Genomic DNA, 20902 nt, shown 5'->3' with positions numbered 1-20902 from the left:
GCAGCGAAGCTTGTGCGAAAATGAAATCGGGCCGCCAGTGCGGCGGCCCGATCTCCACTCAGGTAAAAGTGGGTGCGTGTGGACCGGTCAGGTCAGTCCATTGCCGAACGCGCCAGTGCAAGGACCGCACCCAGGCCGGCACCGGCAGCTAGCGCCAATATGAAGACCGCCGACAGCGACAGGCCGCGCGGTTTTACAGGCGCCAGCGCCGGCGAGATGACGCGGGCGCTCGTTGTATTGAGGCCCTGTTGCTCATCCAGTTCTCGCGCACGCACGAGATAGGATTCGTAGACCATGCGGCTTGCCTGCGCCTCGCGCTGCAACTCCCGAAGCTGAACAAGCGCCTGCTTGGTGCCCAGCGACTGGTTTTCGGACTGGTTGAGCATGGTCACGAGCTGCGCCTGGTTCTGGCGTGCGCGGTCCAGTTCCTGCCTGGCCGAAACCGCAATCCGACGCAGTTCCTCATCGATCTGACTGCGGAGTGCGGCGACCTGTTCGCGCACGCGTATCAATTCCGGATGACGGCCCATCAATTCCCTGCTCAACGAACGCTCTTCGCGCAGCGCTGTGACGTAGGACGACCGCAGGCTGGCGATCGTGCTCGACAGCAACGCCTCGGGCAACGATTCGATGCTCGCGCCGCGCTCGGTCATTCCGCGAATCTGCTGGTACTTTTCCTCGGCGCGCGACGTCTCGACTTCGGCGCGGGTCAATTCCGCCCGGAGTTGACGCACCTGCTGCTCGCTGACCAGCGCGCCGTCGGCGTCGACGATGCGGTTCTCGGCGCGATAGTTCTCGACGGCTTCTTCGGCGGCGGCGAGATTGGCGCGCAGTTCATCCAGGCGGCTGAAGAGCGCATCGGATGCTTGCCTTGCCGTATCGCCGCGCTGTTCGATTTCCGAATTGACGTAAATTTCGGCGATGGCTGAGGCGAGGCGGGCAGATTTTTGCGGATCGCTTGTACGGACGCTGATGTCGACGATGTAGCTTTCCGGTGCGCGCCACACGCTGACCGATTCCCACAGCGCACGCAGCGCCTGAATTTCCGGCGACTCGCCCGGCCCGGAACCACCAAGGCCGAGGGCATCTTTCAGACCGGAGAGCATTCCGCGACGCATGCCGAAATCGGGGTCGGTCGCCAGATTTTCCTGGACAACAACCTTGCGAAGCACGTTGTCGGAGATCATCACGCGCATCTGGCTTTCGACGACCGCCGTATTGGCCTCGGCGGTTTGAGCGGGCGGCGTGACCTCGTTTTCGACGACACGCAATCCGCGCGGATCGATCAATATTCGAGTGGAGGCTACATAGGTCGAAGGCAGCAGCGCCGCGACCAACACTGCGCCAACTGCAAGCAGGACCATGGTGGTGACGATCAGGCGCAGGTTGTCGCGCAGCGTATCGACCAGCTTTCGAAGGTCGATAAAGGCTGGGCCAGACGCCTGCTGCGTGCCGCCGCCGCGATAGGAAGTCATGTCCTCATAATTCGCCAAAGTCATCTGCCGCATCCTTATCCTATGCCGGAACCGCCCGGCGTTGGAACAACTGCTTCTGTCTAAAGTCCCACGAATGCACCGGCGAACTGCGCCATGGCCCGCGGGCCGCGCGCCGGGTCGCGCCGGATCGAATGAAAAATCATCGCCAGCCCCGCGCGGTAGGTGCCGAGGCGCACCGCAACCGAAGCGAGATAGCTCAACATTGCCGCCTCTGTGCTGCGCCGGAAGCCGGCCAGCCGCTTGGCATCCAGCCGCGCCGTGATCGACGGATCGCTATAGACGGCTTCGATGCCCGGCCTGACCGCGTCGAACGGCAGCAGGCGGGTGTGCATCGTGCTGGTTTCGTGGACACGGTAGCTCATGACGTAAAGGCCCGGCACGAACAGGAACTCGGTGCGTGCGGCGGCCAGGCACCAGAAGTGCCAGTCCTCGAGCTTTCTCAGGGTCTCGTCGAAGCCGCCGCAGGCATCGAATATTTCGCGCCTGACGATCTGTGCGCCGACCACCATGCAGTTCTTCTGGACGATGCTTTCCAGCACGTCGCCCGTAGGCTTACGGCGCATCGCCATGAAATGGCGGCGATTGCCGGCAGAAGCACCGTCCTGGCGAATCCGGTCGTAGTCCCCATAAACGAGGCCGACATCGGGTTTCGTGCCGGCGGCATTCAGGAGTTCATCCAGGGCGCCAGGACGCGCGAGGTCGTCGGCGTCGATGAAGTAGAGCCATTCGCCGGACGTTTCTCGCACACCGATGTTGCGTGCTGCCGATACGCCGACGGAATACTTCATGGTGATCACGCGGACGCGCGGGTCGCCAGAAGCCGCTGCCACCTCGCCGCTGCCGTCGGACGAGCCGTCGTCGACGACGATCACCTCGCGGACGCAATCGCCCTGCGCCAGAACGCTGGCAATGGTTTCGGTTATGAAGGGCGCGGCATTGTGCATGGGAATGACGACGCTGATCAGTCCCGACCGCGCCGCCATCGCCACGGAGGACTTGTCCCGATTCAGGTTCTGCGCCGCCTGCCTGTCCACGAATTGAACTCCACACTGTTTCGAAACGACACATGGGATACCGTGCCGTGCTCGTTGTCCTGAGCTGTGCAAGTCATGGGCCAATAGGCGGTCAGGCGGGCGAGGCGGGGATGTTGTGGCCGGAGCGGGCAAACGGCACGCCGCTTGCTTTCGATGCTGTGACGGAACGCGGAAGGATCGTCTGGGCGGCTGATGCACCACAAGAACGGCATGCTCGTATTTCTGGGATCGAGGATCGCCTCGGCAAGCTTGAACCTGCTTGCCGTTGCGGTCTTTACGCGTCTTGGCGGCGTCGAGACATACGGCACCTATCTGCTCGTGCTCGCATGGTCGTTCATCCTCCACGGTACGATGACGTTCTGGATCGACGAGGCATTCTTCGCCCGTTTTCGCGAGACGGCGCGCATTCGCTATATCTCGAGCGCGCTGGCGATGAAGCTGACGTCGCTCACCATTGTCGCAACGCCGATGGCATTCCTTATATGGCAAGGCACGTTGACGCCGACCTTCGCGCTGGCGTTGTTCATGATGACGGCCGGGCTTGCTATCCACGAATTCGCGGTCACCGTGCCGCGCACGCGCATGACACCCGCCCTGTCGGCGACTGCCACGATGTTGCGGTCCATATTGACCGTGGGCCTGGGCAGCGCGGCCTTGACGCTTTTTGCCGACGAGGCGGTGGCGTTGCCCATTGCGGTCGCAAGCGCCTACCTCATCTCCGCGGTTCCCATGTTCATCACCTATCGGCGCGAGCTCTTTCGCGGCTTCCGGCGAGAGACTGTGATCGAGCTTCTGCGCTACGGCTGGCCGCTCATGCTGGCGGGCGGCACGTGGGCGCTTGCCCAGAACGTCGATCGCCTCGCGCTCGGTCATTTCTACGGCTCGGCCAGTATCGGTCCGTATGGAGCGATGGCCGATTTCCTCAAGCAGGGCTTCTTCGTATTCGGCGAAGTGGTCGCGCTTTCACTGGTGACACTCGCCAAGCGGGCGGCATCGGAGGGGCGCCACGGCGATGTCAAACGGGCGCTCAACGAGGCGATGCGTACCATCGCCGTCATAACCGTATTCGGGTCGGTTCTCGTGCTCGCATTGCAGGACACGATCATTGCGGTCTTCTTCGGCGCGCAATTCCATGCATCCGCCAAGGAACTGCTGCCCCTGCTGCTGGTCGCGAGCTCTATCCTTGTCTTCCGCACCTATTATTTCGGTCAGATCGTCTACTTCCTGCCGTCAGGACTGCTACAGTTCTACGCCTCCGCGTTGCAACTCGCCGTCACCGTCATCCTTGTGGCGCTGCTGGTGCCCGAGATGCGCGAGCATGGTGCGGCCATCGCCCTGATTGCGGGCCAGTGCACAAGCTGTGCGGTGGTGATGTTCTGGCGCACCACATCATTCCGCATGCCGGTGCCGCTTCTGGACATCGTCTGGATCGCGACCGCGGGCTTTGCCGTTTGGCTTGCGCATCTCGCGCTGGCGAGCGTGATCCAGCAGGATCTTGTGCGTATCGTCACCGACCTGGTCCTGATCTCGGGCAGTGCAGGGCTGGTGCTCTGGTACTACGACCTTTTTGCCGCGCGGCTGGTGGTGAGGCATGTCCTTGCCTTTGCCCGCTGACATGAACATGCCCGAAATTATCCGGGCGCTTTGGACGGAGACGATGCGATGAACGCGAGACCGGTCATTCTCGCCGAGGGAGCCAATCACGATCTGCCGAGCCGGATCGACCGGGCGGCGGCGCTCTGGCTCAGGCGGTATCCGGTGCAGCTATCGCTTGACCGGCCGGTGGTAAGCTTCACCTTCGATGACGTACCCGATAGCGCTATCATCAACGGCGCCCGCATCCTGGAGCAGCAGGGATGTCGTGGCACGTTCTACCTGGCAGGTGGCCTCGCCGGCGGGACGTTCGGGCCATACAACTTTTTCGTGCCTTCCGATGTGCCCTATCTCCTCGACCGTGGCCACGAAGTCGGCTGCCACACCTTCTCGCACCCTGTGGTTCAGACGCTCGATGCGCGCAGGCTTGCGGAGGAGTTCGACCGTAACAGGCAGTGGCTGACCGCCGTCGATCCGCGCGCCGAGCCGGTCAGCTTCGCCTACCCTTACGGCGCCGTCGGCTTTTCGCAGAAGGCGCTGACGGCCCGGCGCTTTGCCAACAGCCGGGGCGTGCGGCACGGCCTCAACACAGGCAAAGCCGACCGCGCGCAGCTTCTTGCCGTCCAGCTCTACGATTGCAGGCTCGATGAGAAAGGCCTCGACGAAGTCATCGGCGAAGCGGTTCGCAGCAATGCCTGGCTGGTGTTCTATACCCACGATGTGCAGGAGGGGCCGAGCGAGCATGGGTGCTCGCCGCGCCTGCTTTCACAGGCGGTCGAGCGGGTGTTGGCCGCTGGCTGCACGGTGGCGCCGATGCGGGAAGCCATGGCGATCGCCGGTGGTACTGAAAAGCCGCATTAACGAATCCTTAAAGCATTTTGTTAAGCCGCCCTGCTGCGGAATCTTGACGCGAATCAATCGGATACATATCACTCTGCATGTAAGCGGGTTTGGGCGGTCGAAAGTGATTCGCGGATTGGCGCACTTCAGGGCGTCGGTTGTTTTCCGGGATTCCTGTGCCGACCTCAGGCTGTGACCGCTCTGCCAGGGCGTGTCGTGCGGGTCTTTTTTCCTGCCGCTGAAATGAGTTTGTCCGTAACAGCGTTGTCTGGGCGGTCTCGCGATGTCGCGGGGCGTTAGCTGGATTCGCGCTTGCGTTTGAGAGTTTCCGACAATCACCGCGCCATGATGGCCGGCAACCCGACGGACCGATGACACAGGCCGCCCCGATTCAGACGACGCAGGACGCACCAGGACCGGTGACGTCGCGTGCGGGGCTTGCGCGGTTTATGCGACGCACCTGTAGCGAGATCTGCGCTGACCTCTACATGCTGGTCGAGCCGTCCGTGGAGCGGGGGCCGAAATCCGTCCGCATCATCACCTCAAACTGGATATTCGACGCGCTCGAAGATTTGGGCACGGAAGGCATCGCCGCCGTCATCGAGAGCGGCAATGCAACGGGTCCGGGCATGCAGCCGCGTGCCATCGTGACCGCCGAGGCCACGTTTCTGTCATCCGAGGAAAGGCGCGCCCTGCGAGACCACGGTCATGCCGAGCTCTATTGTCAGAAGCTCGACGCGGGCGGCACGCGCATCTTCGCCCTGTTTTCGGGGGAGACCCGACATGGCATCAATGCGGCAGCGCTGGCGCGTGCCCACATGGCCTGCTGCTACGCGCTCAACCAATTCTTCACGGCCACAGGCAGTCGCGCCTCCCGCGACCCGCTGTCCGAGCGCGAGCGCGAATGCCTCGCCTGGGTGTCTCAGGGAAAGACGACCGACGAGGTCGCGGTGATCCTCGGCGTGTCGTCCAATACCGTGAACAGCTACGTTGCGCACGCGATCCAGAAATTTGGCGCCAGCAATCGCGCAATGGCGATCGCCACTGCAATCAGAAGCGGGATCATCTGATGGCTGCGGTCAGGGCTCGGGGGAGCACGAATGTTTGACGAAGAAAAGCTGACCGGCTGGAGCCTGCCGGCGGAATGGAGCCCGCAGCCCGTGACCGGCCTGCCGGAGGCCGTGCGCGTGTGTCGCAGGATCGCCGACACGATGAATGCCGAGAGCTTCAGCCTTCAGTTCCTGTCGCCCCAAGGCGAGAGCAGGCGTCTGGCGCCGGTTTTCGACAGCGATTTTCCCGGTGTTTCGTTTCTTTCCAAGGCCCTGTCGGCACGCGAAGCGGGCGCATTTGCGCGGCAGATCGCTCAGTCGACCGTGCCGCTGTGGTGGCGTCCCGCAGGGGCCCCGCCCTTTCCGAGTGCTGGCGCGCGCTGCTGGGCGGACGAGATTGAAAGCCCGACAGAGTCTGACACTTGCGGGATCGCGTTTCCGGTTTCGCTGGAGCACGGGCGCAGCGGTGTGATCGCTTTCGCGGGCGACAGCATCGTGATCGACGAAGTCGGCTTATGCGACGTTCATGCGCGCTGTTTCGCCCTTTTCGGCGAGGTTGCCAAGCAGCGGCTCGAGGACTGCGCCAAGGCCCTGCCGGTATCCAAGCGCGAGATCGAATGCCTGCGGCTGACAGCCAGCGGAATGACCAGTGAGGATATTGCGTCTTCGCTCGGTCTGTCCGTGCATACGGCCAACCAATATCTCACCAATTCGACGCACAAGCTGAATGCCGTCAACCGCATTCATGCGGTTGCCAAAGCGCTTCGCAGCGGCCTGATCGACTGAAGCTATTTGCTCGCGACCGCCGGCTCGCTTTTGCGGATCCGGGCGCGTTCGAGTGCGGCTTCGAGAAACGCATTGTTCTCCAGCGGATCGGGCGAGGCGTTGTCGAACGAAACGTAGTTGACTTCGACCGACGCATGCTTGGCGGTCATCGTCAGCGCGAAATAGACGGTGACGCCCATGGGCCGCAATTCGAGGTCGAGGACGATGCGGGGAGCATGGCTCCAACTCGCGTGGGCCTCCCCGCCGTGGCCAAGTCGCACCGTGCCGGGCTCGAAATAGAGTTCCGCGGCGGAATCGACGAGATCGGCCACGCTGGCGAACCGCTCAAGGCGGATATAGGCGATATAATCGCCCACATCGACAAGGCGCAGTTCGCTCACCACCTCCTTGATGGCGTTGGCCACGATTATCTCGCGGGTGGATGAATGTGGCTGGCGGTTCATGACGTCACCCTGCCTGCAGCGGGGGCTGCCTTGTTTGCGTATAGGACCCGAACGAGTTCGGCGACCGCCTGATAGAACTGAGGCGGAATCACACTATCCACTGAAACTTGATTGTACATGGAGCGGGCGAGCGTCACATCCTCGAAAATCGGGATTTCGTGTGCTTCCGCGATCTCCCTGATCTTCAACGCTACGAGATCCTGCCCCTTTGCAACGACGACGGGAGCGGGCGTTTCGTCCCGCACATAGCGCAGCGCTATCGAGAAGTGCGTGGGGTTCGCGATGACGAGCGTGGCTTTCGGGACGTCGGCCATCATGCGACGGCGGGCGCGGTCGCGTTGCAGCGAGCGCAGCCGTGCGCGCATGATCGGATCGCCCTCAGCCTGCTTGATCTCGTCCTTGACCTCCTGCTTGGTCATGCGCAGGTCCTGCCGCCAGTGGAACCGTGTCCACAGCAGGTCGACCGCGGCGATGACGACCATGATGACGGTTATCGCCACCACGATCTCGATTGCGATTTCGCGGATGACCGCACCGAAAGCTTCCGGCTGGGTGATCATGCCGGCCAGGAGCCTCGTCTGCGCGTCTCGCATCGTGAAGGCGAGTACCGCGCCGGCGAAGACGAGCTTGCCCAGCGACTTGGCAAATTCTGCCAGTCCCTTCTGGCCGAACAGCCTGCTCCAGCCTTCCTTGGGTGAAACGCGCGAGAGCTTGGGCTGGATACGTTCGCCCACGAAGCGCGGCACGTTCTGGAAAACCGATGCCGCGATGCCGGCTCCCACCAGCAACGCCATCAGGCTTGCCAGCAGCTTGGCGATTTCCAGGAATACCTGGCGGTAGAGAAGCACCGCATCGTGTTCGGTGGCCAGTGACCAGCTCTCGGGACGCTCGAGGAACATCGACAGGAAACCGGCAAGCTCGATCGCGCCCGACTGTGCGATGAAGATCAGGAAGACCAGGATTGCCAGGAACGAGCCGACAACGGGCACCTCCTTGGCGAAGGGCAATTGTCCCTTCTCGACCGCATCACGGATTTTCTTTTCCGTGGCTTCTTCTGTTTTGCTTTCCTTGTCCGCCTGTTCGGCCATCAAGCAACCCGTTCAGCAGAGGACGAAGAGGTCAGGCGGCGCTCTGCATTGCAGGGAGTTCGAGCGCGCCGGTCGCCGCGAGACCGATCGCCGTTGCAGCAATGCGCTTGCGCGCCTTTGCAATCTCCGCCGGCGTTGCAGCATCGGATTCGATTGTGAGCTCCGATTCGATCATGCGGCGCGAGCGGGCGCCGATCGCCGACAGAACGGCTTCGGCCAGGTCCTGCGGTGCGCCGCGAAGCGCCATGGTGACGAGTTCCGTCGAGATGCCGTCGAACAGGGTAACGCGGGCCTTCTGGTCCAGCGTGACGATGTCGTCGAAGGTGAAGAGCCGGGCCTTGACGGCCTCGATGCCCTCGACACCGCTCTCCTCAAGATCCGAAACGAGTTCGTCGAGCACGGTCTTGTCGAGCTCGTTGAGCAGGCTGGCAACCCGGGTCTGGCCTGCCGAAACGTCCTTGCCGGTCGAATCGGCGGCGATGCGGACGCGAAGCTGGTTTTCGACGAGCTGCTTGGCGGCAGGCTGGACGGAGGTCATTGACAGCATGCGGCGAAGCACCTCGCGCCGCATCGATTTCTCGAAGGTCAAAAGCGCGTTGGCCGCGGGCTGGGACTCCAGATTGGAAAACACCATAGCGATCGTCTGCGGGTGCTCGCCTTCAAGCAGCGCGCCAAGCCGTTCTGCCGGCATTTCTGCAAGGTCGGGCCAGATCGGCGGCGCCTCGTCGCTCATAAGCGACGGCTTTCCCCAGCCCATCAGCGCGCTGATTTCCTCAGGCGACAGCGATTCGTTGAGGATCGTGTCCATCTGGTCGCCGGAATCGAGCAGGCCGGCACCTTCGGTAAATTCTTCCTCGAACTCGGCGACGATGTTCTCAAGCTCGCTCTGCGGAATCGTGCGGAGCATGCGGGCTGCGTCGATGAGCGCCTTCAGTTCTTCATGCTTGAAAAAACGCAGAAGCCGGCCAGCCGATGGCTTACCCATGGCCACCATGATGGCGGCGGCTTTCTGAGCCTTCGTCAGCTTGCCTTCCAGGCTCATTCCGACACTGTCCCCGATTCGCAACCCGAGTTTATAACGGCTTAGCCGGGCTTGGCAGTATCAATGATCTGCGTGAGCTTGATGCCAAAACGTGAAGGGTCGTTTTCCAGGACGGTAATCTCACCGCTGGCTATCTTGCGACCGTTGACGACAACGTCGACCGGCTCGCCGATACGGCGGTCAAGCGCCACGGTAGAGCCCTTTTGAAGCGCCATCAGCTCCGAAACCGGCATTTCGGCGCTACCCAGCACGATCTGAACGTCCACAGGGATGTTCATGATGATGTTGGTATTCCCGCTCTGGCTGGGCGCGCGCTCGCTGCGCGCCGGGGCCGCGGGCGCTGCTTTATCGTCGGACAGGTCCGACATTTCCACAGTTTCCTCATCGTGGAGGACGCCGCGCAGCTCCTCGATGGCCTTGTTCAGCTCTTCTTCCTGGCGATCCTCGCCGAAGCCGGCAGTCTCGTCGGGATTACCAAGCGTGCCGAGTTTGTCGAAATCGGGGATGGATGTGTTCATGTTCGTCTCCTTGAAGGCTTGTTTCGGCAACCGATCCCGCGGCTCAGCGCGGCACAAGCCCGGCGATGAATTCCTTGCCCGCGTCGTAGGGCTCTATGATCTGAACCGTGAAGTTCTGGCCGATCTTGCCGAACTCGCAGGTGAAAAGCGTCTTGCGGCGCGCCGACAGCCGTGCGCTTGTCGGTGCGGTCTCCGGCATTTCCAGCACCTGGCCAACAAACAGCTCCGACAATTCGCCAAGCGTCATGCGCGAAAGCGGGATTGTCGCTTCAACCCGAACGCCCGAACGCATGACCTCCTCGCTGAAGCGTGCGCTCCATTCCGCTTCCTGCTCCTGCGGCAGGTCCGCGCCGGCGTCGCCCCGGTGCAGGAGCAACACGCGCTGCGGCATCATCACCGTGAAGCGTCCCTCGCCGGACGGCGTGATGAGCGTGAAGGCGATGCGGACGGCGGGGCCGTCGCGGATCACAAGCTTTTTCAGGTCCTTGCCGGAAATAGCGGACGGCATCGGGAACTTTATCGAAAGCGCGCGCACGCCCGAACCGTTAAGTGCCTTCGCTGTTGCCTCGAAGACCACCGAGGCCAGTTCGAGCTCGATTGAGGTCAGGGCGCGATCGATAGGGGTGACCGGCATATCGGGATCGCCACCGAAAAGCGCACTTACCAGAAGGGCGATAGCGCCGGCATCGGCGATCAGCATCAGCGCATCCGGAGAGGTCGCGGAAGCCGCGACGACCAGTGCGTCGTTTTCGACGTCTGCACGGCGCGCTTCTGCCATGCGGCTCAAGGCAACCGACTCGACTTCGATCTCAATCGGGTAGGAGACCTGTTCGTTGAGGCTCTGGCGGATTGCGGGCAGGGCCCGCAGGCCCAGCGCGCGTGCCGCCTTGATGATGTGGTCGGGCTCTCCCGTGTCGCCGATCAGGCGTTCGACGATGGGATTGCGAGCTGTCGCGACGTCGTTCACGCTACCGCCTCTAAGCTGCGTTTCTGGCCGCGTCGGCGGCGTGCAGGGTGCTTTGCTCGACCGCGTCGATCGACGGGCGGTCGTAAGCCGAGATGGTCTTGCGACCGAACTCGAGGGCGACCTGCGGCAGCGAGCCGTTCATGTATGCAAGCAGGGTCTGCTTCACGATGACATAGAGCCGGTTCTTCTTGTCGCGTACGATCTTCACCTTCTGAGCGATCGGCGCAACCACCGCGTAGTTGAGGAAGATGCCCAGGAACGTGCCGACAAGAGCGGCGCCGACGAGGCCGCCGAGGATTTCCGGCGACTGGTCGATGGCGCCCATGGCCTTGATCACGCCCAGAACGGCCGCGCAGATGCCCAGCGCGGGGAATGCGTCGGCCAGCACCACCAGCGCATGATACGACTTCAGCTTGTCATGTTTGATGGTGTGGATTTCTTCGTCCATCAGCGCCTCGACCTCGAATGGACGGGCGTTGCCGATGATGATGATGCGGCAGTAGTCGCAGATGAAGTTGGTCAGGTCGCGGTTCGAAAGCACGCGCGGAAATGCCTGGAAAACCGAGGATTCGTCCGGATTGTCGATATGCGCTTCGACTTCGTTGCGCGACTTCGTACGCAATTCGCGCATCAGGCTATGCAGTACGCCGAGCGTCTCCAGATAGTCCTGCTCGGTCGGCACCTGGTGGCGAAAGGCTTCCATGATCGCCTTGCCGGAGTCCTTTACGGTTGACACCGGGTTGGCGATCAGAAAAGCGCCGACACCGGCGCCGCCGATGATGACCAGTTCCCAAGGCTGCATGAGCACGTCGAGATGCCCGCCCATGGCCATGTAGCCGCCAAGGACGCAGCCGAAGATCACCACAAAACCGATCAGAATGCCCACGGGGTCCACCTCTACATGCGCGCTGTCATTCTGCTGCCTATCGTGCCGGGCTTGCGCGAAGCTTGAATGGGGGCAGGTGCATCGCATGCAACCGGTGCCGTTCAGCTTCGCGCAAGCATTTTGTGGGTATCTACTGACCGACCATCCGGTGGAATGGAGGCGTGCGTGCTCAATACGTATATGAGTTACAACCTGATTACCCGTGATCTCGACAAGTCGCTTGAGCGCGTCGAGAAGCAACCGGTGGTGCAAAGAGATACCGAATACTACCTCGCCAATATCGGTAAGGTTCGTTCGATCAAGGAATTCGTCGATAATCCTCGGCTTTTTAATTACGCCATGAAGGCTCATGGCCTTGAAGACATGACCTATGCCAAGGCTTTCATGGTCAAGGCGCTGGAAGAGGGCATCACGGACCCGGAAAGCTTCGCCAACAAGCTGATCGACAAGCGCTACGCCGAGTTCGTCAAGAGCTTCAACTTTGCAGCTTATGGCGAATTCGCGACCACCTACACGCTGGCCCAGCACCCGGTGATTGATCTCTATCTGGGCATGCACACGCCCTCCGAAGGTCAGCCGTCCGAATTCCACGTTCAGGAAAGCGCCAACTACGCCCAGAACATCGGCAGCGTGAAATCGATCGATCAGTTCCTGCACAAGGATAACGAACGGCTGCTGACCTACGCCTTGTCCGCCTTCGACCTCGAAGATGCCCTGGATGACAAGGCGTTGGTACGCAAGATGCTGGAAGGCGGCGTGGCTGATCCGAACAGCCCGGCGAACAAGGACGAGAACGAGCAGTGGGCGAAATTCGTCGCGACGTTCGATTTCGTGCGGCTGGGCGAGCACGCGACGACCAACAACGCCGCGCTGCAGCCGTCGGTCGACAAGTTCCTCCGCCAGAAGCTGGAAGAGGATGCCGGTGTCCAGAACGAAGGCGTTCGGCTTGCACTCTATTTCGAGCGCAAGGCAGGCGAGATCACAAACGCCTATCAGATTCTCGGCGACAAGGCGCTAGGCACGGTAGTGCGGACCCTGCTCGGCCTGCCCGACTCCGTCGCCCAGCTCGACGTGGACAAGCAGGCGAAGCTCATCGAGTCTAAACTCGATCTCAAGGATCTTCAGGACCCCGAGAAACTCGGCAAGCTCATGCAGCGCTTCGCGACGATGTGGGAAATCAACAATCCGACCACGTCGCCCGAGTCCATGCTTGTTAGTCTGTTCCAGCCGATGGAGTTCGGCATCTCGATGGACACCATGATGGCGATCGCCAAGATGCAACGATAGGAAACGAACCTTGCAATCCGGAATCTACGTCGCCCTGTCCTCGCAGATCGCGCTGGACAAACGTCTCACAACCATTGCCGACAACGTTGCCAATGCGAGCACGGTCGGCTTTCGCGCCACCGGTGTGAAGTTCGAGGACCTCGTCAGCGGGCTGGGGTCGCAATCCGTTTCGTTCGTTTCGTCTGGTGACACCTATCTGTCGGAGCAGGCTGGCGGTATTCGCGAGACCGGAAATCCGCTCGACTTCATCATCCAGGGCGACGCGTGGTTCGGCATCGAGACGCCGCAGGGCCCGGTCATGACTCGCGACGGTCGCTTCACGATGCTCGATACGGGGGAACTCGTCACGCTCGAAGGCTACCGCGTGCTTGACGCTGGCGGTGCGCCGATCCAGCTCAATCCGCAGGGAGGTCCCCCGGAGGCCGGGGCGGACGGTTCGCTGCGTCAGAACGGTGTTCAGATCGGTGCGATCGGCCTCTTTGATTTCCAGCCCGGTATCAATTTCCAGCGCTTCGGAAACTCCGGCATTGTGCCGTTTGGTCCGCCCGAACCCATCGTCGACCGTATGGATATCGGCGTTGCTCAAGGTTTCGTCGAGGATTCGAACGTGAACCCGGTGCAGGAGATTACCCGCCTGATTCAGGTTCAGCGCGCCTTCGAGCAAACGTCGGCCCTGATCCGCGACAGCGAGAATGCGCTCGATCAGGCGATCTCTACGCTTGGACCGAACAGGTAGGTTCATGGCCGCCGAGCCTGACATCCAGCCCTTGCCGGTGCAAGCCGCCGTGTCCGCGGCGCCGGCAGACCTGCCGGAGACGACGCTGCATGCACTGGAGCATCTGCAATCCCGCTTCGCCGGTGACCGCATGCTCCTGCGCAACGGCGGACGCATCGACGAGGTTTCCCCCAGCCATTACCGCGTGCGCGGAATCTCGGCGAGCGCGCGGCTCGGCGACGTCATCGAGCATCGGTCGGCATCGGGTGCGCGCTCCGGCGAGATCGTGAGAATCGGCCCGGAAGAAGTGCTGGTGGCTCCATATGAACGCAACGCGGATGCGGGTATCGGCGACCCTGTCTTCATTCAGACCGGGCGCGGCGCTGCTCCCCACGCTTCATGGCGTGGCCGTGTGATCGACGCCCTTGGCCGGCCGGTCGATGGCGCTGGTTCCCTGCTGCAAGGTAAAGCCGGCGAGGCGGCGGCCGCCCCTCTCGCCATGTCCCGCCAGAGGGTAACCACCGGTTTCAGGACCGGCGTGCGCGTGATCGACATCTTCACCCCGATCTGCTTCGGACAGCGTCTCGGCATCTTCGCCGGATCGGGCGTCGGCAAGTCCACGCTGCTGGCGATGCTTGCGAGCGCGGAAGCGTTCGACACGGTTGTGGTGGCGCTGGTCGGCGAGCGAGGACGCGAGGTCCGCGAGTTCCTCGAAGATACCATCGGCGCGGAGAGCCTGGCGAAAACCGTGGCGGTTGTGGCGACCAGCGACGAAAGCGCGATGATGCGCAAGCGCGCGCCGGATATGGCGATGCGTGTCGCCGAGCATTTCCGCGAGCAGGGGCAGCGCGTCCTGCTGGTGCTGGATTCGATCACACGTTTTGCTCACGCGCTGCGGGAAGTGGCGATTGGTGTCGGCGAGCCTCCCGTGGCGCGCGGCTATCCCGCCTCGGTCTTCACCGATCTTCCGAAGCTTCTGGAGCGGGCCGGCCCAGGTGTCGATGGCGCCGGATCGATCACGGCCATTCTTTCGGTGCTGGTCGACGGTGACGATCACAACGACCCGGTCGCCGATTCCATTCGCGGTATTCTCGATGGCCACGTCGTGCTTGATCGGTCGATCGCCGAGCAGGGGCGGTATCCGCCCGTCGATCCTCTTGCGTCGATCTCGCGGCTTGCGCCGAAGGCGTGGACGAAGGAGCAGCAGATACTGGTGACGCGCCTGCGCAGCATGATTGCCCGCTTCGAGGATACCCGCGACATAAGGTTGCTTGGCGCATACCAGCCCGGCGCGGATCCGGAACTCGATCTCGCGGTCCGGCAGGTGCCGACCATATACGAGGCGCTGACGCAGACGCCGCAGGACAGGGTCTCGCCAGATCCGTTCGCCGATCTCGCCCGCCACCTGAGGAGCAAGGAGAAGCCGGTCGATGAACCTGTCGAATAGGCTTGGCCTCGGACACAAGGGCCGTCCGCGGCTCGCGGGCGATGGAACTGCTCTCGCCGAAGCGCGCGATGTGGCCATCAGGACCCTCTATCACGAACGCGACCAGGCTGAGCGTGACGCCTATCAGGCCAAGCTCGCCAGCCGTCACGAAAAAAAGGGTTTGCTGCATCGCCTGGGGTTCCGCAGGAAGGAAGAGCCGGCTCCCTTCGAAGAGTTCAAGGCGCCCAAGGCCGCCCGCGCCAGTTCCGCGCCGCCCGCGCAGGTTGCAAAGCCTGCTGCGCTGCCGCCAAAAGCCAGAAAACGGGACCGCAGCGATATCGTTGTCGCGGCGCTCGGCGTTACACTCGGCCTGACCTGCGCGCTGTTTCCGTGGTATATCTTCTTCAATCAGGAGCAGTTCGGCGTTCGCGAGTTCATTTTCGAAGGCCGCGGCTCGGTAACGCCGCCGTCCAATCTGGTCTATCAGCCAGCGTTGATCAACCAGCCCTTCTCGACCGGCGAAGTGCCGAAGATGAACCTGGACTTCTTCCCCACTGCCACGCTGCCGGGAGAAGAAGATGAGGTTCGGGCCGTCCCCGCCTCGGAGCAGCCGTTTCCATCGGATCTCATAAGCTTCAAGCTGGTCCATGTCGCCAATGGCCGCGCGATGATCGAGGACGATGACGGGCTCTGGGTCGTGCAGCGCGGTTCTCGTCTGCCCGACGCCAGCGAGGTGGCCTCGATCGAGCAGCGGGACGGAAACTGGGTGCTGGTAACGACCCTCGACAAGGTCGTCGAACTGCAGCGCTGACCGCGCGCAAGGTCCACGCAAGACTCACTCCCTAGGGTGGCGCTACGCGTCAAGGGAGTAGCGATGCAACCCGTCAGCCTGTTCGATCTGGCATCCCAGCAAGCCAAGTGGCTTTCGGTGCGCCAGACCGCCGTTTCAAGCAATATCGCCAATGCGAACACGCCCGGCTACGGCATGCGTGAGGTCGAGCCGTTCGAGGCCGTGCTGAACCAGACGAGCGTGTCGATGCGCGCGACGCATCCGCTGCATCTGGCGGGTGCGAATGCGGTGGGCGAATTCAACGTTCGCCAGGTTAACGACGATCATCCGACGATGCCCTCCGGCAACACCGTTGTGCTGGAAAACGAACTGATGAAATCCGGTGAGGTTCGCCGCTCCTTCGAGATGAACACGGCGATCGTCAGGTCGTTTCACCGCATGCTGATGATGACGACCAGGGGGTAGTCATGATGGATCCGCTCATTTCTTCACTCAAGGTGGCCGCGTCGGGGCTGGGCGCTCAATCCGAGCGCCTTCGCATCGTTTCGGAAAACCTCGCCAATGCACAGTCGACCGGCAATACGCCGGGCGCCGATCCGTTCCAGCGCAAGACGATCACGTTTACTGCCGAGCTGGACCGCGCCTCGGGTGCCCATATGGTGGAAATTTCGGCTATCTCGCCCGATCGCACGCCGTTCGTCACCGAATACCAGCCCGGCCACGAGGCCGCTGACGAGCTTGGTTTCGTGAAGATGCCGAACGTCAACGTGCTGGTCGAGATGGCTGACATGCGCGAGGCCAACCGTAGCTACGAGGCGAACCTGCAGACCATCAAGCAGGCACGCGAACTGATTTCCATGACCATTGAACTGATGAGGGGCCAGTAATGATCCAGGGACTCGCAGGAGTCGATAAGGTCGGTCAGGTGGCCGGCATGCTCGACGGCCTCGCCAACATCACCGGCCCGGCGCTCAATCGCCCCAACGTCGCTCCCGAGACGACTTTTGCTGCCGCTCTTTCGGCTGCCTCGGGGCAGGCGATCTCGACATTGCGCAACGCGGAAGGCCTGTCCTTGCAGGCGCTGCAGGGCGAAGCGGACACGCGTGAGGTCGTCGATGCGGTGATGAGCGCCGAACAGACCCTTCAGGCTGCGATCGCGATCCGCGACAAGATCGTGAGCTCCTATCTCGAAATCAGCCGCATGGCGATCTGAGGATTTAAGCGATGAAAGCACTTGCAATCGCCGCCACCGGCATGACCGCCCAGCAGACCAACCTTGAAGTGATCGCGAACAACATCGCGAACATCAACACCACGTCGTTCAAGCGCGCGCGGGCCGAGTTCTCCGACCTGTTCTATCAGGTCGACCGCGTGCAGGGCGCGCCGAACCGGGCCAACCAGGCGCTCGTGCCGGAAGGCACGCATATCGGCCTCGGCGTCAAGACTACCGCGGTCCGCAACATTCACACGCAGGGTCCTCTCGCCGAAACCGGCAACAAGCTGGACGTCGCGATCGCCGGCGGCGGCTGGTTCCAGGTCGAGGGCGTGAACGGCGAGGCACTCTACACCCGCGCCGGCAGCTTCAACACCAATGCGGAAGGCCAGCTTGTCACGGCTGACGGCTATCTGGTCGCCGGCGGTATCGTCATTCCCGAGGACGCCGTCGAGATCATCGTCAACAAGTCCGGCCAGTTCTTCGCGCGCTTCGATGGGCAGGTGCAGCTCGAGGAGCTCGGCCAGCTTACGGTCTCCGTCTTTTCGAATGAGGCAGGCCTGGCGCCGCTGGGGGACAAGCTTTTCCAGGAAACCGACGCGTCAGGGCCCGCCAATGTGGGCGTGCCCGGCGATCCGGGCTTTGGCACGGTCGAGCAGTATTACCTTGAATCGTCCAACGTCGATCCGGTGAAGGAAATCACCGCGCTCATCTCGGCGCAGCGCGCCTACGAGATGAACTCCAAGGTCATCAAGGCGGCAGACGAGATGGCCGCGGTCGTCACCCAGGGACTGAGATAGGACCGATGATGCGTCTTCTCCTGCGCAGGACATTGTTGGCAATCGCGCTGCTGGCTGTGGCCGGCGCCGCGCAGGCTTTTGCGCAGGAGACGGTGCTGGTGACAACGCGCGTCATCTATCCCGGCGAGACGGTCACCACAGACGCGTTGGAGGAAGTTCCGCTGCGTCGTCAGTTGCGCAACCCGGCCGCCTTCGCGCGTGCATGGGGCCAGGTCGACGGCAAGGTTGCCCGGCGCACGCTGTTGCCCGGGCGTCTGATTGGCCTTTCGGCGGTGAGGGACGCCTATCTGGTAGAGACCGGCAAGCCGGTGCAGGTGCGCTTCGTGCAAGGGGTGCTCGAAATCTCGGTTGCGGGCGTGCCGCTGCAGGCCGGCGCTGCCGGCGATCTCGTCAAGGTTCGCAATATCGACAGCGGTGTCGTCTTCACCGGCACGGTGATGGGCGACGGTTCGATCAGAGTTTCCGAATCATGATGCGTGCGCTGATCCTTGCATTCTGCCTCGGTCTCGGTTTCGTCGGCGCCTCCAGTGCCGACGAAGCGCTTGCGAACGGGGCGCAACCGGCCGGCGACGTCTATGGCGGGGCGGCCTATGGCGGCGTGAACCGCAACGACCCGCTTTCCGGACGAGGCTTTACCGTTTCGCGGATCAAGGATGTCGCCACGCTGCAAAGCGCCCGCGACAATCAGCTCGTCGGTTACGGTCTGGTGATCGGCGTGCAGGGCACCGGCGACGGGCTGCGCAATTCACCCTTCACCGAGCAGTCGGTGCGGGCGATGCTGGAAAACCTCGGCATCTCCACGCGGGGCGGCGCATCCCGTTCGCGGAATGTCGCCGCCGTCATCGTAACCGCGAACCTGCCGCCCTTCGTCCAGTCGGGTGCGCGGATCGATGTTAACGTTTCCTCAATGGGCGACGCCACCTCGCTTGCAGGCGGCACGCTGGTGATGACCCCGCTGCGCGCGCCCGATGGCGAGATTTATGCCGTGGCGCAGGGGTCGGTTATCGTCTCCGGCTTCACCGCGCAGGGTCAGGCCGAAACGCTGACGCAGGGCGTGCCAACGAGCGGCCGTGTCCCGAACGGCGCCATTGTCGAGCGGCAGGTGCCCGCCTCCTTCAGTGCGGATACGACGCTCACGCTGCAACTGCGCAATCCCGATTTCTCCACGGCAGTGCGGATCACCGACGCGATCAACGAATATGCGGTGAGCCGTTTCGGCCAGCGGCTGGCCGCCGAGCAGGATGCACGTACGGTTCTCATCAATCGGCCTTCGAATATCTCTTCGGCGCGTTTCTTTGCCGAACTCGAAAACATCGTCGTCGAATCCGATGCGCCTGCGCGCGTGGTCGTCGACGAACGCACAGGCACGATCGTGATCGGCCAGCAGGTGCGCATCTCGCGCGTGGCGATTTCCCACGGCGCTTTGACGGTGCGCATCACCGAAATGCCGCAGGTCGTGCAGCCGGAACCATTCTCGCGCGGCGAAACGGCGGTCGAGCCCTTCACGGCGATCGATGCGAACCAGCCGGACGCGAACGTCGCCGTGCTTGACGGGCCAGACCTTCAGACGCTGGTTGCCGGTCTCAACCGGCTCGGCGTGAAACCGGACGGCATCATTGCGATCCTGCAGGGCATCAAGTCCGCCGGCGCGCTCCAGGCTGAACTCGTGCTGCAATAGGACCAGGACAATGCGCAGCTACCTCAACCTTCGACCACGTGGCACAGCAACCCTGGCCCTCGGCGCCGGCGTCATCCTGGGTGCGGTGGTCTTCGGCGGAACGCCCGCGGCAACGCAGGCTGTCGGTGCTATCACCGAGACAGTCAGCGAGCTGGACGAGGACGTCCGTCGCTTCTGTTCCAACATCGCCGATGCCGCAAGGGACCGCAGATACGCCTTGCAGAAGGCAGAACTCGAGACGCTTCAGAAGGATATCGACCAGCGCATCGAGGCGATGGAGGAAAAGCGCGCCGAATATGAAGCCTGGCTCACGCGCCGCAATGACTTCCTCGCGAAGGCGGAGGAAAACCTCGTCGAGATCTACTCCGTGATGCGTCCGGACGCGGCGGCCGAGCGGCTTGCCGAGGTGCATGTCGAGGTCGCGGCCAGCATCCTGATGAAACTGCAGGCCCGCAAGGCTGGCATCATCCTCAATGAAATGGACAGCAAGGCCGCCGCGGTGCTTACCGGCATTCTCGCGAGCGCCACCCGCAAGCAGGACCCGACATGATGCGCAAGCCGCTTCTTCTCATCGCGGGGCTCGCGCTCGCCGGTTGCTCGACCGTGCGGGAAGAGGTCGGCGTCCCGCCGACGCTTTCGCCTGTAGGCTATGGCGTGGGCGATCCGCAGGCGATCTACACCTATCCGACGCCGCCCGCGCAGGAGGCCAAGCGTTATTCGCTTTGGGACGACCGGCAAAGCAAGTTCTTTACCGATGCGCGGGCGCTGAGCGCCGGCGACATCCTCACGGTTGATATCCGCATCAACGATCGCGCACGATTCCGCAACGAATCCGAACGCAGCCGCACCGGCAGCCGGGGCCTTGGCTTCGGCGCCGATCTTTCGTGGCTGGGGCTTGGAACCGCCGGCGCGGCCAGCGCCGATATCGATTCATCCACGAATTCGAAGGGCGCGGGGGCAACGGCTCGTTCCGAGGACATCCAGCTCCAGGTGGCAGCGGTGGTGACTGAGGTGCTGCCGAACGGGAACCTCGTGATCAGCGGCTCGCAGGAAGTGCTGGTCAATGCCGAACTGCGGGTGCTGACGATTACCGGCATTGTGCGGCCGTCCGACATCGGCGCGGCCAATACCGTGTCCTATGAGAGGATCGCAGAGGCGCGTATCTCCTACGGCGGTAGGGGCCGACTGACGGAGGTTCAGCAGCCGGCCTACGGGCATCAGATTCTCGACAACCTGCTTCCGTTCTAGGGG

General features: G+C 62.7%; 24 protein-coding genes. 16 read left to right on the top strand and 8 right to left on the bottom strand.

Annotation, left to right across the window (positions count from 1 at the left end):
* Positions 1-92: 92 nt before the first annotated feature.
* A complete protein-coding gene (locus V1479_RS22515; RefSeq protein ID WP_368804839.1) occupies positions 93-1499 on the bottom strand; it encodes a GumC family protein in 1407 nt (468 codons plus the stop codon).
* A 56-nt stretch (positions 1500-1555) separates the two neighbouring features.
* Entirely contained in the window at positions 1556-2530 is a 975-nt protein-coding gene (locus V1479_RS22510) for a glycosyltransferase family 2 protein (RefSeq protein ID WP_368804838.1), read from the bottom strand.
* 192 nt (positions 2531-2722) lie between these two features.
* On the opposite strand from V1479_RS22510, the gene V1479_RS22505 reads away from it, so the two are divergent.
* From V1479_RS22505 to V1479_RS22490, 4 genes are all read left to right on the top strand, one after another.
* Complete coding sequence (locus tag V1479_RS22505) at positions 2723-4144, top strand: oligosaccharide flippase family protein (RefSeq protein WP_368804837.1); 1422 nt, start codon at positions 2723-2725, stop codon at positions 4142-4144.
* 48 nt (positions 4145-4192) lie between these two features.
* Positions 4193-4984, top strand: a complete 792-nt coding sequence (locus V1479_RS22500) for a polysaccharide deacetylase family protein (protein WP_368804836.1) — start codon at positions 4193-4195, stop codon at positions 4982-4984.
* A 350-nt stretch (positions 4985-5334) separates the two neighbouring features.
* Positions 5335-6033 (top strand): helix-turn-helix transcriptional regulator, encoded by a 699-nt coding sequence (locus V1479_RS22495; protein WP_368804835.1) that lies wholly within the window; start codon positions 5335-5337, stop codon positions 6031-6033.
* Positions 6034-6063: 30 nt separating this feature from the next.
* Positions 6064-6798: a helix-turn-helix transcriptional regulator gene (locus tag V1479_RS22490; protein ID WP_368804834.1), complete on the top strand. Its 735-nt coding sequence runs from the start codon at positions 6064-6066 to the stop codon at positions 6796-6798.
* Positions 6799-6800: 2 nt separating this feature from the next.
* On the opposite strand, the gene V1479_RS22485 is transcribed toward V1479_RS22490, so the two are convergent.
* From V1479_RS22485 to motA, 6 genes are all read right to left on the bottom strand, one after another.
* Positions 6801-7241 (bottom strand): BspJ family T4SS effector nucleomodulin, encoded by a 441-nt coding sequence (locus V1479_RS22485; RefSeq protein WP_173193144.1) that lies wholly within the window; start codon positions 7239-7241, stop codon positions 6801-6803.
* Entirely contained in the window at positions 7238-8329 is a 1092-nt protein-coding gene (gene flhB, locus V1479_RS22480; protein ID WP_173193142.1) for a flagellar biosynthesis protein FlhB, read from the bottom strand. The genes V1479_RS22485 and flhB overlap by 4 nt, the downstream gene beginning before the upstream one ends.
* A 31-nt stretch (positions 8330-8360) precedes the next feature.
* Positions 8361-9371, bottom strand: a complete 1011-nt coding sequence (locus V1479_RS22475) for a flagellar motor switch protein FliG (protein ID WP_368804833.1) — start codon at positions 9369-9371, stop codon at positions 8361-8363.
* Between the two features lie 41 nt (positions 9372-9412).
* The gene (gene fliN / locus V1479_RS26180) at positions 9413-9739 is read right to left on the bottom strand and encodes a flagellar motor switch protein FliN (protein WP_438620821.1); all 327 of its coding nucleotides are present in this window, start codon (positions 9737-9739) and stop codon (positions 9413-9415) included.
* A gap of 193 nt (positions 9740-9932) precedes the next feature.
* Entirely contained in the window at positions 9933-10856 is a 924-nt protein-coding gene (locus V1479_RS22465) for a FliM/FliN family flagellar motor switch protein (protein ID WP_173193136.1), read from the bottom strand.
* Between the two features lie 10 nt (positions 10857-10866).
* On the bottom strand, positions 10867-11742 hold the full coding sequence (motA, locus tag V1479_RS22460) for a flagellar motor stator protein MotA (protein ID WP_368804831.1): 876 nt from the start codon (positions 11740-11742) through the stop codon (positions 10867-10869).
* A gap of 165 nt (positions 11743-11907) precedes the next feature.
* Here motA and V1479_RS22455 point away from each other — a divergent pair, with 165 nt between their 5' ends.
* The 12 genes from V1479_RS22455 to flgH all read left to right on the top strand — a co-directional run bounded on the left by V1479_RS22455 (position 11908) and on the right by flgH (position 20899).
* Positions 11908-13029 carry a DUF1217 domain-containing protein gene (locus V1479_RS22455; protein ID WP_368804830.1) on the top strand — a complete coding sequence of 374 codons (1122 nt, stop codon included), beginning with the start codon at positions 11908-11910 and terminating at the stop codon, positions 13027-13029.
* Positions 13030-13039: 10 nt separating this feature from the next.
* The gene (gene flgF / locus V1479_RS22450; protein ID WP_368804829.1) at positions 13040-13765 is read left to right on the top strand and encodes a flagellar basal-body rod protein FlgF; all 726 of its coding nucleotides are present in this window, start codon (positions 13040-13042) and stop codon (positions 13763-13765) included.
* Positions 13766-13769: 4 nt separating this feature from the next.
* Positions 13770-15191, top strand: coding sequence for a flagellar protein export ATPase FliI (gene fliI / locus V1479_RS22445; RefSeq protein WP_173193132.1), 1422 nt, complete (start codon positions 13770-13772; stop codon positions 15189-15191).
* On the top strand, positions 15175-15981 hold the full coding sequence (locus tag V1479_RS22440) for a hypothetical protein (protein WP_173193130.1): 807 nt from the start codon (positions 15175-15177) through the stop codon (positions 15979-15981). The genes fliI and V1479_RS22440 overlap by 17 nt, the downstream gene beginning before the upstream one ends.
* A 63-nt stretch (positions 15982-16044) precedes the next feature.
* Positions 16045-16425, top strand: coding sequence for a flagellar basal body rod protein FlgB (gene flgB / locus V1479_RS22435; RefSeq protein WP_173193128.1), 381 nt, complete (start codon positions 16045-16047; stop codon positions 16423-16425).
* Positions 16426-16430: 5 nt separating this feature from the next.
* Positions 16431-16847: a flagellar basal body rod protein FlgC gene (gene flgC, locus V1479_RS22430; RefSeq protein ID WP_173193728.1), complete on the top strand. Its 417-nt coding sequence runs from the start codon at positions 16431-16433 to the stop codon at positions 16845-16847.
* 47 nt (positions 16848-16894) lie between these two features.
* Positions 16895-17173, top strand: coding sequence for a flagellar hook-basal body complex protein FliE (gene fliE, locus V1479_RS22425; RefSeq protein WP_173193726.1), 279 nt, complete (start codon positions 16895-16897; stop codon positions 17171-17173).
* A gap of 11 nt (positions 17174-17184) precedes the next feature.
* Complete coding sequence (gene flgG / locus V1479_RS22420) at positions 17185-17973, top strand: flagellar basal-body rod protein FlgG (protein ID WP_173193126.1); 789 nt, start codon at positions 17185-17187, stop codon at positions 17971-17973.
* Positions 17974-17978: 5 nt separating this feature from the next.
* Complete coding sequence (gene flgA / locus V1479_RS22415) at positions 17979-18446, top strand: flagellar basal body P-ring formation chaperone FlgA (RefSeq protein ID WP_368804828.1); 468 nt, start codon at positions 17979-17981, stop codon at positions 18444-18446.
* Complete coding sequence (locus V1479_RS22410) at positions 18443-19651, top strand: flagellar basal body P-ring protein FlgI (protein WP_368804827.1); 1209 nt, start codon at positions 18443-18445, stop codon at positions 19649-19651. Before flgA ends, V1479_RS22410 begins: the two co-directional genes overlap by 4 nt.
* Positions 19652-19661: 10 nt before the next feature.
* The gene (locus tag V1479_RS22405) at positions 19662-20201 is read left to right on the top strand and encodes a MotE family protein (protein ID WP_368804826.1); all 540 of its coding nucleotides are present in this window, start codon (positions 19662-19664) and stop codon (positions 20199-20201) included.
* Entirely contained in the window at positions 20198-20899 is a 702-nt protein-coding gene (gene flgH / locus V1479_RS22400; protein ID WP_368804825.1) for a flagellar basal body L-ring protein FlgH, read from the top strand. Before V1479_RS22405 ends, flgH begins: the two co-directional genes overlap by 4 nt.
* The last annotated feature ends 3 nt before the right edge of the window (positions 20900-20902 follow it).

The organism is Neoaquamicrobium sediminum (assembly GCF_040970315.1).
Taxonomy (GTDB): domain Bacteria; phylum Pseudomonadota; class Alphaproteobacteria; order Rhizobiales; family Rhizobiaceae; genus Aerobium; species Aerobium sediminum.
Note: the sequence above shows the minus strand (reverse complement) of the source record. Positions and strands in the feature narration are given on the sequence as shown.

Excerpts from the sequence above, each read along its gene's own strand:
- V1479_RS22515 (WP_368804839.1), bottom strand. The coding sequence starts at position 1,499 with ATGACTTTGGCGAATTATGAGGACATGACTTCCTATCGCGGCGGCGGC.
- V1479_RS22505 (WP_368804837.1), top strand. The coding sequence starts at position 2,723 with ATGCACCACAAGAACGGCATGCTCGTATTTCTGGGATCGAGGATCGCC.
- V1479_RS22500 (WP_368804836.1), top strand. The coding sequence starts at position 4,193 with ATGAACGCGAGACCGGTCATTCTCGCCGAGGGAGCCAATCACGATCTG.
- V1479_RS22495 (WP_368804835.1), top strand. The coding sequence starts at position 5,335 with ATGACACAGGCCGCCCCGATTCAGACGACGCAGGACGCACCAGGACCG.
- V1479_RS22490 (WP_368804834.1), top strand. The coding sequence starts at position 6,064 with ATGTTTGACGAAGAAAAGCTGACCGGCTGGAGCCTGCCGGCGGAATGG.
- V1479_RS22485 (WP_173193144.1), bottom strand. The coding sequence starts at position 7,241 with ATGAACCGCCAGCCACATTCATCCACCCGCGAGATAATCGTGGCCAAC.
- flhB (WP_173193142.1), bottom strand. The coding sequence starts at position 8,329 with ATGGCCGAACAGGCGGACAAGGAAAGCAAAACAGAAGAAGCCACGGAA.
- V1479_RS22475 (WP_368804833.1), bottom strand. The coding sequence starts at position 9,371 with ATGAGCCTGGAAGGCAAGCTGACGAAGGCTCAGAAAGCCGCCGCCATC.
- fliN (WP_438620821.1), bottom strand. The coding sequence starts at position 9,739 with ATGTCGGACCTGTCCGACGATAAAGCAGCGCCCGCGGCCCCGGCGCGC.
- fliI (WP_173193132.1), top strand. The coding sequence starts at position 13,770 with ATGGCCGCCGAGCCTGACATCCAGCCCTTGCCGGTGCAAGCCGCCGTG.
- V1479_RS22440 (WP_173193130.1), top strand. The coding sequence starts at position 15,175 with ATGAACCTGTCGAATAGGCTTGGCCTCGGACACAAGGGCCGTCCGCGG.
- flgB (WP_173193128.1), top strand. The coding sequence starts at position 16,045 with ATGCAACCCGTCAGCCTGTTCGATCTGGCATCCCAGCAAGCCAAGTGG.
- flgC (WP_173193728.1), top strand. The coding sequence starts at position 16,431 with ATGGATCCGCTCATTTCTTCACTCAAGGTGGCCGCGTCGGGGCTGGGC.
- fliE (WP_173193726.1), top strand. The coding sequence starts at position 16,895 with ATGCTCGACGGCCTCGCCAACATCACCGGCCCGGCGCTCAATCGCCCC.
- flgG (WP_173193126.1), top strand. The coding sequence starts at position 17,185 with ATGAAAGCACTTGCAATCGCCGCCACCGGCATGACCGCCCAGCAGACC.
- flgA (WP_368804828.1), top strand. The coding sequence starts at position 17,979 with ATGATGCGTCTTCTCCTGCGCAGGACATTGTTGGCAATCGCGCTGCTG.
- V1479_RS22410 (WP_368804827.1), top strand. The coding sequence starts at position 18,443 with ATGATGCGTGCGCTGATCCTTGCATTCTGCCTCGGTCTCGGTTTCGTC.
- V1479_RS22405 (WP_368804826.1), top strand. The coding sequence starts at position 19,662 with ATGCGCAGCTACCTCAACCTTCGACCACGTGGCACAGCAACCCTGGCC.
- flgH (WP_368804825.1), top strand. The coding sequence starts at position 20,198 with ATGATGCGCAAGCCGCTTCTTCTCATCGCGGGGCTCGCGCTCGCCGGT.